At 73.4% G+C, this 10,025-nt stretch carries 8 protein-coding genes; 4 read left to right on the forward strand and 4 right to left on the reverse strand.

Going from position 1 to position 10,025, the window contains the following annotated elements; genetic code table 11:
• Positions 1-221 precede the first annotated feature (221 nt).
• A complete protein-coding gene (locus tag ABZ883_RS42820; protein ID WP_360917681.1) occupies positions 222-968 on the forward strand; it encodes a CPCC family cysteine-rich protein in 747 nt (248 codons plus the stop codon).
• Here ABZ883_RS42820 and ABZ883_RS42825 read toward each other — a convergent pair.
• Positions 889-1,299 carry an NTP pyrophosphohydrolase gene (locus ABZ883_RS42825; RefSeq protein WP_360917683.1) on the reverse strand — a complete coding sequence of 137 codons (411 nt, stop codon included), beginning with the start codon at positions 1,297-1,299 and terminating at the stop codon, positions 889-891. The genes ABZ883_RS42820 and ABZ883_RS42825 overlap by 80 nt on opposite strands.
• 101 nt (positions 1,300-1,400) lie before the next feature.
• Between ABZ883_RS42825 and ABZ883_RS42830 the strand changes: the two genes are divergently transcribed.
• The 3 genes from ABZ883_RS42830 to ABZ883_RS42840 all read left to right on the forward strand — a co-directional run bounded on the left by ABZ883_RS42830 (position 1,401) and on the right by ABZ883_RS42840 (position 4,547).
• A complete protein-coding gene (locus tag ABZ883_RS42830) occupies positions 1,401-2,282 on the forward strand; it encodes a thioredoxin domain-containing protein (RefSeq protein WP_360917685.1) in 882 nt (293 codons plus the stop codon).
• 238 nt (positions 2,283-2,520) lie between these two features.
• Complete coding sequence (locus ABZ883_RS42835; RefSeq protein WP_360917687.1) at positions 2,521-3,603, forward strand: peptidoglycan-binding protein; 1,083 nt, start codon at positions 2,521-2,523, stop codon at positions 3,601-3,603.
• Complete coding sequence (locus tag ABZ883_RS42840; protein WP_360917689.1) at positions 3,600-4,547, forward strand: SPFH domain-containing protein; 948 nt, start codon at positions 3,600-3,602, stop codon at positions 4,545-4,547. The genes ABZ883_RS42835 and ABZ883_RS42840 overlap by 4 nt, the downstream gene beginning before the upstream one ends.
• Positions 4,548-4,619: 72 nt before the next feature.
• Here ABZ883_RS42840 and ABZ883_RS42845 read toward each other — a convergent pair whose 3' ends face one another.
• The 3 genes from ABZ883_RS42845 to ABZ883_RS42855 all read right to left on the reverse strand — a co-directional run bounded on the left by ABZ883_RS42845 (position 4,620) and on the right by ABZ883_RS42855 (position 9,951).
• Positions 4,620-6,758, reverse strand: coding sequence for a 3-hydroxyacyl-CoA dehydrogenase NAD-binding domain-containing protein (locus ABZ883_RS42845; RefSeq protein ID WP_360917692.1), 2,139 nt, complete (start codon positions 6,756-6,758; stop codon positions 4,620-4,622).
• Positions 6,755-7,975, reverse strand: a complete 1,221-nt coding sequence (locus ABZ883_RS42850; protein ID WP_360917695.1) for an acetyl-CoA C-acyltransferase — start codon at positions 7,973-7,975, stop codon at positions 6,755-6,757. The genes ABZ883_RS42845 and ABZ883_RS42850 overlap by 4 nt, the downstream gene beginning before the upstream one ends.
• A 740-nt stretch (positions 7,976-8,715) precedes the next feature.
• On the reverse strand, positions 8,716-9,951 hold the full coding sequence (locus tag ABZ883_RS42855) for an HRDC domain-containing protein (RefSeq protein WP_360917698.1): 1,236 nt from the start codon (positions 9,949-9,951) through the stop codon (positions 8,716-8,718).
• Between the last annotated feature and the right edge of the window lie 74 nt (positions 9,952-10,025).

Below are 10,025 nucleotides of genomic sequence, written 5' to 3' on the forward strand. Positions count from 1 at the left end.
GTCGTCACGCTGACCTACGGCAGCGGCGGGACGACGCAGAAGAACAAGCTCTTCGTGCTGCTGGAGCGGTACGACCGCATCGTCGACATCGAGACGACGAGCAGCCGCTGACGGCGAAGCCGCGCGGGGGAAGCGGCGAAAGGGCTGCCCGGCATCCCGCCGGGCAGCCCCGGGCCGGAAGGCGGTCGCGTCGCGCGGGCGCGCTCGGCCACACTGCTGCGGTGGATACCCGCCGCCCCTGTCCGTGCTGCGGTCACCTCGTCCTCGACGCCGGGGACGGATGGCCGGGGACCTACGTCGTCTGCCCCGTGTACCACTGGGAGGACGACCCCGAGCGGCTGCGGTGGCCGTACCGGCGGGGCGCCGCGCACCGGGCCCCCTTGGCCGAGGCCCAGCGCAATGTCCGGGCCTACGGCGCCTGCGATCAGTACGGGCGGCGCTTCGCACGGCCGCCGGCGGACGACGAGCCGCCGGACCCCGGCTGGCGCCCGATCGATCCGGCCGTGGACCTCTTCGAGGAGTGGACGGGCGAGGCGCACCGCCCCTGGCCCGAGGACCGGACGGTGCTCTGCTGGTGGCTGCCCTCCTTCTGGGGGCGTCCCGAGGAGCCGGAGCCGCAGGCGCCCCCGCGGGTGGTGATCGACGTCGGCGCGGTCCGTGGCGATCGGGACCTTCACGCGGTCCTGAAGCGCGAGCTCGGCTTCCCGTCCTTCTACGGCATGAACCGGTCCGCCTTCTGGGACGCGATCACCGGACTGGTCCCGATGCCCGCAGAGCTGTGCTTCACCGGCTGGGTCGGTCTTGAACGCGAGGCTCCGGAGTTGGCGGCCGCGCTCCGCGGCGGCGGCGCCCGGCTTCACCGTCGTGTACGACGCGTAGCCGGTGCGGCTACGGGCGCACCGCCCGCGGCCCCGCCACCGCGGCGCCGTGCGCGGTCACGCGCTCGCGCAGTTCGCGGTCGGCGGTGACGACGAGGCAGGGCCGGTCCGGCGGGTCGCGGTCCGCGACGAGCTCCACGATCAGTTCGTCGCCGGGACCCGGGGCGGCCTCGACCCGGACCCCGGCGGCCGGGGCCACGCCGCGGGCCGCGCCCTCCACCACGAGCAGCAGCTCCAGCGGCGGTGTGCGGGCCCACTCCGGCACGTCGGCCCGCTCCGGGAGCCCTGTGCCCGCGAAGGGGGCGAGCGCGTCCCGCAGCCGCTCGGCCGCTCCGCGCCGGTCGCGCCACCAGCCGTCGGGCACGGAGCCCACGACGTTGGCGGCGTCGACGACGACCAGCGGGACGGTGATGCCGTTCACACCCACCAGCCTGGCACAGTGGCCGGGGAGGCGGCCCCCGGTTCCGCCGGGACGGCCCCCCGCCCTCATCCGGGCACCGGGCCCGGTGGTAGAAAGACCCGGTGAAGCAGACGAAGTCCAAGCGCTTGCGGTCGTACGCCGGGACCGTGGTCGTCCTGGCCGTGGTGTTCGGCGGGTCGGCCGTCATCGGCGCGCATGTGCGCTCCGAGAAGGAGCACACGGCCAAGGCGCCGACCGGTGCCGCCGGTCAGGACAGCCTCGCCGTTCCGGTGCGGCCCGATGTCCTGCCGGTGACGCTGACGGTGTACGAGGACCTGCGTGCCCCGGAGTCCAAGGCGTTCGCCGCCGAGTACGCGGACACGTTCACGCAGCTGCTGGCGGCGGGGCAGGTCCAGATCGACTACCGCCTGGTGACGCCCTCCGACGCCGCCAACGGCGGTGAGGGCGCCCTGGCCGCGGCCAACGCGGCCGCCTGCGCGCAGGACCAGGGGCACTTCACGCAGTTCGTGGACGCGCTGTGGGCCGTGCAGCCCGTCGACGTGGCGGACGACGGCCTCAACAGCGAGAAGCTGCTCAAGTCCGTCTCGCGGCAGGCCCACGGGATCGACGAGGCCAAGTTCGTGCCGTGCGTCGAGGAGCGCGACCACGACGGCTGGGTGAAGAAGTCCCAGCGGCAGTTCACCGAGGCCGGGTTCACCGCCGCGCCGGTCGTGCAGGTCAACGGTGAGACGGTCACCGCCCCGACGGGCGGCGCGGACGGGCTGACGCCGGCGCGGCTGCGCGCTCTGGTGCAGAAGGCCGTGGACCTGGCGGTCCGTCAGGCCGTGAGTCCCAGCCCGAGTTCGTCGGCGAGCGCCACGGACGGCAGTACGACGGCCGGCACCGGCACCCCGTCGGACACCGCCACGAGCGGCACGGACACGGCGGGCACCGGCGCCGATCCGTCCGCGACCACGAGCGAGAGCGTCACTCCGGTCGGCTGATCGCGCGCACTCTTACCCCATTTCGCAGCTTTTCCTATGAAATGGGGTAAGGGGGGCGTGTGGCATCCGATTCAGAGGAGTGGTGCGCATGTCCCCGCCGGTGTTCGTCGACGTCGAGCCGCGGCCCGGTTGCGGGTGCGAGGACTGCGCCCGCGCACGGTTGATCCGGTTGACGGCGCGCAGGTCAGGGCGGTTCTCCAGGCCCCATGCGGCACCCGCGGCAGTGGCGGTGGTAGCCGTGGCGGGCGCCGTCGCCGCGGTCCCCGGCGTGACCGTCGCGGCCCCGGCGCCGGCCCAGGCGGGCCCCGAACTCGTCGCCGCCCCGCTGCGTCTGTCGGGCAATGAGATCCTGGACCGGGCGCGCACCTGGGTGGACGCCGAGGTCCCGTACCGCATGAACGAGTACTGGAGCGACGGCTACCGGCAGGACTGTTCGGGCTTCGTCTCCATGGCCTGGGGACTGAACCGCAACGAGTGGACCGGCAGTCTGCCCCGCTTCGCCTACCGCATCGACGTCGACGACCTCGAGCCCGGCGACATCCTGCTCTACCAGAGCCGCAGGAGCCCTCACGGCGGCTCGCACGTGCGGATCTTCGTCGGCTGGGCGGACGAGGAGCACACCGCCTACAACGCCTACGAGCAGGCCCCGCCGCACACCCAGATGTCCGAGATCCCGCTGCCGCCGGACTCCGGCTACCGGCCCTACCGCTACAAGTACCTGAGCGAGGGCGGCGACTCCGGCGGCGACCTGTTCGACGACTTCCCCGGGAGCTGGTCGTTCGGCGCCGGCACGTCCAACGCCAACGTCACCCGCCTCGGCCGGATGCTGCGGACCCGCGGCGGCGGCCCGTACTACCAGGCCGGGCCCGGACCCCGCTGGGGCACGGCGGACCAGCGCGCCACCCGTGCCTTCCAGCGGGCGCAGGGCTGGAAGGGCCCGGCCGCCAACGGCATCCCCGGTCCGGCGACATGGCGCTACCTCGTCGACGGCCGCGGGGCCGACATCGGGCGGGGAGCACCGGGCCCCGCCTCCCCGGCACCCGCCGCGGCCCCCGCGTCGGCACGGGGTCCGGCCGGCGCCGCCCCGGCCTACCCCGGACCCGGCGCCTTCCGACCCGGCCGATCCGGCCCCCACGTCCTCGCGCTGGGCCGGCGGCTGGTCGCCAAGGGGTTCGGCACGTCCTACCGGTCCGGTCCCGGCCCCACCTGGGGCGAGGCCGACCGCCGCGCCGTCGAGGCGTTCCAGCGCGCACAGGGCTGGTCCGGCCGCGAGGCCGACGGCCACCCCGGACCCGAGACCTGGAGGCGACTGTTCTCGTGACCACCACCGACACGACGCCCATGCCCGGCGCCAAGCCCGGGGGCCCGCTCATCCCCGCGCCGTCCCCGACCCCCCAGCTCTCCCCGGCGGGCTTCCCGCAGCCGACCACCGACTCCGACTCCGACATCGCGGAGCGTCCGGCACGCGGCCTGCCCGGCATCCCGGTGCTGGCCCTCGCCGTCACCGCGGCGCTCGCGGCGGTCGTCGTCCCGCTGCGCTTCGGCGGCGACCCGCACTCGCTGGGCTACCTGTTCACCGTCATCCTGGCGGCGCTCGCGGCCTTCGCCGCGCTGGGCCTGGCCCGGGGCCGCCCCGGCGCCGTCTGGGTGCTCACCCGGCACGGCGCCTACCGCGGCACCGTACGGCGCACGGGGCTGCTGTGGCTCAACCCGCTGCTGCCGCGGCGGCGGGTGGACATCACCGTCCGGCACTGGCGCGGCAGCCCCGTCGAGGCCACCGACTCCGCCGGCACGCCGGTGCTCGTCACCGTCCTGCTGGTGTGGCGGGTCCGGGACACCGCGCGTGCCTGCTTCGCCGTCGAGGAGCACGAGCGCTTCCTGCGGGAGCAGACCGAGGCCGCCGTGACCCGCTGCGCGTCCCGGCTGCCCGCCGACGACTTCCGCGGCACCGGCCCCACCCTCCGCGACGTCGACATCCTCGCCGAGGAACTCACCCGCGTGCTCGCGCGCGACCTGCGCCCGGCGGGCGTCGAGGTCTTCTCCGCGCAGCCCGTGCGCGTCGCGTACGCGCCCTCTGTCGCGCCCGCCATGGAGCGGGCCCGGCTGGCGGCCCTGGACGCCCGGCACCGCCGTGCCGTCCTGGACGACGTGCTGACGGCCGTCGACGACACCGTGCGCGGCCTCACCGAGCGCGGCCTGGTCGAACTCGACGACTACGAACGCAGGGCGCTCGTACGGGACCTGACGGTCGCTTACGCGAAGTAGCGGCCGGCTGCCGTCACGACGAAGGGCCGCCCGGGGACGAAGCCCGGGCGGCCCTTCCCGCGTGCGGCGGTGTTACGCGGGGACGCTCGCGACGCCCGGGGCGAGGAACGGCTTGCCGTTCACCCGCTCGGAGACGCCCTCACGGTCCAGGTACGGCGTGATCCCGCCCAGGTGGAACGGCCAGCCGGCACCGGTGATCAGGCACAGGTCGATGTCCTGCGCCTCGGCGACGACGCCCTCCTCCAGCATGATGCCGATCTCCTGCGCGACGGCGTCCAGGACGCGGGCGCGTACCTGATCCTCCGTCAGCACGCTGTCGCCCTGCACCAGGAGCGCGGCGACCTCCGGGTCCAGCTCCGGCTTGAAGCCGTTCTCGGCGGTGTAGACGTAGAAGCCGCGCTTGCCCGCCTTGACGACGGCCGCGAGGTTCGCCGAGACCGTGAAGCGGTCCGGGAAGGCGCGGTGCAGCGTCTCGGAGACGTGCAGGCCGATCGCCGGGCCGACCAGCTCCAGCAGCACCAGCGGCGACATCGGCAGACCGAGCGGCTCGATGGCCTTCTCCGCGGTCGCGACCGGGGTGCCCTCGTCGATGACGTTCTGGATCTCGCCCATGAAGCGGGTGAGGATGCGGTTGACGACGAACGCCGGGGCGTCCTTCGTCAGGACCGCGGTCTTCTTCAGCTTCTTCGCCACGGCGAACGCGGTGGCCAGCGACGCGTCGTCGGTCTGCTCGCCGCGCACGATCTCCAGCAGCGGCAGCACCGCGACCGGGTTGAAGAAGTGGAAGCCGACGACCCGCTCGGGGTGCTCCAGCTTCGAGGCCATCTCGCTCACCGACAGCGAGGACGTGTTGGTGGCCAGGATCGCCCCCGGCTTCACCACCGCCTCGACCTCGGCGAACACCTGCTGCTTGACGCCGATCTCCTCGAAGACCGCCTCGATGACGAAGTCCGCGTCGCCGAAGGCCGCGGCCTTGTCGAGCGAGCCGGAGACCAGCCCCTTGAGGCGGTTCGCCTTGTCCTGGTTGACACGGCCCTTGAGCAGCAGCTTGTCGATCTCGCCGTGGACGTAGCCGACGCCCTTGTCCACGCGCTCCTGGTCGATGTCGGTGAGGACCACCGGCACCTCCAGGCGGCGCGCGAAGAGCAGCGCCAGCTGAGAGGCCATCAGACCGGCACCGACGACGCCCACCTTGGTGACCGGGCGGGCCAGGTTCTTGTCCGGGGCGCCGGCGGGACGCTTGGCACGCTTCTGCACCAGGTTGAAGGCGTAGATGCCGGAGCGCAGTTCGCCGCCCATGATGAGGTCCGCCAGGGCCTCGTCCTCGGCGTCGAAACCGGCCGACAGGTCACCGCTCTTGGCGGCGGCCATGATGTCCAGCGCGCGGTACGCGGCCGGGGCGGCGCCGTGCACCTTGGAGTCGGCGAAGGCACGGCCCTTGGCGACGGCCTCGTCCCAGGCCGCGCCGCGGTCCACCTCGGGGCGGATGATCTGGATCTCGCCCTTGAGGACGGCGGCGGTCCAGGCGAGCGACTGCTCCAGGAAGTCCGCGGCCTCGAACAGCGCGTCGGCGATGCCGAGGTCGTAGACCTGGCCGCCCTTCAGCTGCTTGTTCTGGTTCAGCGAGTTCTCGATGACGACGCTCACCGCGCGCTCCGCGCCGATGAGGTTCGGCAGCAGCGCGCAGCCGCCCCAGCCCGGGACCAGGCCCAGGAAGACCTCGGGGAGGGAGAACGCCGGGATCGCGTCGGAGACCGTGCGGTACGAGCAGTGCAGGCCGATCTCGACACCGCCGCCCATGGCCGCGCCGTTGTAGAACGCGAACGTCGGCACCGCGAGGCCCTGCAGGCGGCGGAAGACGTCGTGGCCGCCCTTGCCGATGGCCAGCGCGTCCTCGCGGCGGCGCAGCAGCTCGACGCCCTTGAGGTCGGCGCCCACCGCGAAGATGAACGGCTTGCCGGTGAGGCCGACACCGACGATCTCGCCGTCCGCGGCCTCCTTCTCCACCTGGTCGAGAGCGGCGCTCAGGTTGGCCAGCGACTGCGGGCCGAAGGTGGTCGGCTTGGTGTGGTCCAGGCCGTTGTCCAGGGTGATGAGCGCGAAACGCCCGGCGTCCTGGGGGAGGTCGAGGTGGCGCACGTGCGCCTGCGTCACGACCTCGTCCGGGAACAGCTCGGCCGCTGCCTTGAGGAGCTCGGCGGTGGTGGTCACTTGCTGCCTCCGTCGAAGTGCGGGTTCTCCCAGATCACGGTGCCGCCCATGCCGAAACCGACGCACATGGTGGTCAGGCCGTAGCGGACGTGCGGCTGCTCCTCGAACTGGCTTGCCAGCTGCGTCATCAGACGGACGCCGGAGGAGGCGAGCGGGTGGCCGAACGCGATGGCGCCGCCGTACTGGTTGACGCGCGCGTCGTCGTCGGCGATGCCGTAGTGGTCGAGGAACGACAGCACCTGCACGGCGAACGCCTCGTTGACCTCGAACAGGCCGATGTCGGAGATCGACAGGCCCGCCTTGGCGAGCGCCTTCTCCGTCGCCGGGACCGGGCCGATGCCCATGACCTCGGGCTCGACGCCCACGAAGGCGTACGACACCAGACGCATCTTGACCGGGAGGCCCAGCTCCTGGGCGACGTCCTCGGCGGCGATCAGCGAGGCGGTGGCACCGTCGTTCAGACCGGCCGAGTTGCCCGCGGTCACATTGCCGTGGGCGCGGAACGGGGTCTTCAGGCCCGCCAGGTTCTCCAGCGTGGTGCCCGGGCGCATCGGCTCGTCGGCCGTCGCCAGGCCCCAGCCGGTCTCCCCGCCCTCGGGGGAGGTGCGGCGCACCGAGACCGGCACCAGGTCCTGCTGGATCCTGCCGTTCGCGTACGCCTTCGCCGCCTTCTCCTGGCTGCGGACCGCGTACTCGTCGGCGCGCTGCCGGGTCAGGTGCGGGAAGCGGTCGTGCAGGTTCTCCGCCGTCATACCCATGAACAGGGCGGAGTCGTCGACCAGCTTCTCCGACACGAAGCGCGGGTTGGGGTCCACGCCCTCGCCCATCGGGTGCCGGCCCATGTGCTCCACACCGCCGGCCACCGCCACGTCGTACGCGCCGAAGGCGACACCGCCGGCGACGCTGGTCACCGCGGTCATCGCGCCCGCGCACATGCGGTCGATCGAGAAGCCGGGCACCGACTTGGGCAGCCCGGCCAGGATCGCGGCCGTACGGCCCAGGGTCAGGCCCTGGTCGCCGATCTGGGTGGTCGCGGCAATGGCGACCTCGTCGATCCGCTCCGGGGAGAGGGCGGGGTTGCGCCGCAGCAGCTCCCTGATGGACTTGATCACCAGGTCGTCGGCACGGGTCTCGTGATAGATGCCCTTCGGGCCCGCCTTGCCGAACGGGGTGCGGACGCCGTCGACGAAGACGACGTCCCTAGCGGTACGAGGCACGTTGGCTCTCCTCAGGATGCGGGTTCGCTTGCCGCGGGCAGAAGACGGCGGCTCCGGGCTCCATGCTACTCATCGGTAACCGATGTGCCCAGTGCGGGTGTGCGGGGTCACACGTTGTGTCTTCCCCGCTTTTTCCCCCGCCCTCCCGCCCTCCCCCAACCTTCGGCCGGGGGTGCCCCCAGCCCGGCAAGGTCTGGGCGCCCCGACGCGCGTTGTTGGGGGGCCGGGTTCGGGGCCTCCGGGGCTGCCATTCTGGACAGCACATTTAGGTGCCTCAGGGACTCTCGGCTGCGTGCCCCGGGTCACGCACCCAAATATGCTCCACAGTCCAGAACACCACCCTCCCCCAGCTACCGCTGGGAGGTGCCCCCAACTCCCCCGCCCCCTCCGTGAGCTCCCGCGCCTGATCCCCGGTGGGTGGTGTTGAACGGCACCGTGCTCGGGCACCCGTTAGCGCCGCGCCGACGACCTGCTCCGCCGTCACCGCCAACAGACACCCCACCGGCCGTAAGTCGCCCCAACCGGCCCGGGAGGGGGTGTGGCGGGGTGCGCCCGGAAGCGACGAGCGGAGACCGCGTGGTCGATGCCGAACAATGTGGGGCCGACCCGCGAGCGCTGAGGACGTACCCCGGCGCGGCACCGACCCCACGGCAAACGGAGCGGGGCCTGCACTTACCGCGCCGGGCACACGGGAGGGAGGGCGGGGGAAAAACCCAGGCTCAAGGAAGCGCAGCGCGGCCTCAGGGGTGGGCCGCGAGCGCCCCCGCGAGGATGGGCGTCGTGAGCTCGACCTGCCACCGCCTCGCCCCCGCATCCGCGAGAAACTCCGCGACAGCGTCCGGTGTACGCTCCCGCGGCGGCGCCCAGCACAGGCGCCGCACGGTGTCCGGGGTGATGAGGTTCTCCTGCGGCAGATTGAGCTGCTCCGCGAGTTCGGAGACGGCGGCCCGCGCCGCGGTGAGCCGGGCCGCGGCGACCGGGTCCTTGTCGGCCCAGGCGCGCGGCGGCGGGGGGCCGGTGAAGGCGGGGCCCGGCTGGGGGAGCTCGCGTTCGGGGATGAGGCGGGCGTGGTCGATCGCGGCCTGCCACTGCTCCAGTTGGCGCCGTCCCATGCGGTGCCCGAAGCCGGGCAGCGCGGCCAGCGCGTGCGCGTTCGCGGAGGGCTCCAGGGCCGCGGTGACGATGGCCGCGTCGGTGAGGACGCGGCCGGGGGAGACGTCGCGTTCGCGGGCGAGCCGGTCGCGGAGGTTCCACAGTTCGCGGACGACGGCCATCTGGCGGCGGCGGCGCACCTTGTGCATGCCGGAGGTGCGGCGCCAGGGGTCGATCCGCGGCGGGGGCGGCGGGGCCGCGGCGATGGCTTCGAACTCCTGCATCGCCCAGTCCAGCTTGCCCTGCTCGCGCAGTTCCGCCTCCAGCGCGTCGCGGAGGTCGACCAGGAGCTCGACGTCGAGCGCGGCGTAGCGCAGCCACGGCTCGGGGAGCGGGCGGGTGGACCAGTCGACGGCGGAGTGCCCCTTCTCCAGGGCGTAGCCGAGGACGTTCTCGACCATCGCGCCGAGTCCGACCCGTGCGAATCCGGCCAGGCGCCCCGCGAGCTCGGTGTCGAACAGCCGGGTGGGCCGCATGCCGGCCTCGTCGAGGCACGGCAGGTCCTGTGTCGCGGCGTGGAGCACCCATTCCGTGCCGTCCAGTGCCGCGCTCAGCGGCGACAGGTCGGGGCAGGCGACGGGGTCGATCAGCGCGGTCCCTGCTCCGGTGCGGCGCAGCTGGACCAGGTAGGCCCGCTGTCCGTAGCGGTAACCGGATGCGCGCTCGGCGTCGACGGCGACAGGTCCGGAGCCCGCGGCGAAGGCCGCCACGACGTCGGCGAAGGCCTCCGGGCTGGCGGTCACCGGCGGGATTCCCTCGCGCGGGTCCAGCAGCGGGACCGGCGCCGGTGGTGCTTCTGTTGCGGTCTCTCGGGCGTCGGTCACCAGTCAAGAGTATCCGTGTACGGCGGGGGCCGCCGCCCAGGCCGTTAGGTAGGGTGGCGGCGGGGGGGGCCGGC

It is taken from the genome of Streptomyces sp. NPDC046977 (assembly GCF_040644455.1).
Taxonomy (GTDB): Bacteria; Actinomycetota; Actinomycetes; order Streptomycetales; family Streptomycetaceae; genus Actinacidiphila.